This is a genomic window from Aquabacterium sp. A08, from assembly GCF_011742065.1.
The window spans coordinates 1-608 of sequence record NZ_JAAQQT010000306.1; the positions used below are offsets into that span (position 1 = coordinate 1).

At 66.9% G+C, this 608-nt stretch carries 1 protein-coding gene; it reads left to right on the forward strand.

Annotated elements, in window-relative coordinates; genetic code table 11:
* Positions 1–608, forward strand: a 608-nt coding sequence (locus tag HA630_RS01725; RefSeq protein ID WP_305792605.1) for a malic enzyme-like NAD(P)-binding protein, incomplete at both ends; no start/stop codon positions are given.

Genomic DNA, 608 nt, shown 5'->3' on the forward strand with positions numbered 1-608 from the left:
CTGGTGAAGAAAGACATCGGTGCCGTGAAGGTGGCGGTGTCGGGCGCGGGCGCCGCGGCCATCGCCTGCCTGGACGTGATGGTGGGCCTGGGGGTCAACGTCGAGCACATTTTGGTGTGCGACTCCAAGGGCGTGATCCAGACCGAGCGCGACGACGCCCAGGCCGGCAAGCTGGACGCCTCCAAGCAGCGCTATTGCCGCACCACCCCGGCACGCACCCTGGCCGACGCCATGGCCGGCGCGGACGTGTTCCTGGGCTGCTCCGCCGCCGGCGTGGTCACGGTGGACATGGTCAAATCCATGGGCCCCCAGCCCATCATCCTGGCGCTGGCCAACCCGGAACCGGAAATCCGCCCCGAGCTGGCCAAGATCGCCCGGCCCGACTGCATCATCGCCACCGGCCGTTCGGACTACCCGAACCAGGTCAACAACGTCCTCTGTTTCCCCTACATCTTCCGTGGCGCGCTGGACTGCGGTGCCACCAAGATCACGGAAGCAATGAAGCTGGCCTGCGTGCGCCAGATCGCCGACCTGGCCAAGGCCGACATTTCCGAGGAAGTGGCCAGCGCCTATGTGGGCCAGGAACTCACCTTCGGCCCGGAATACCT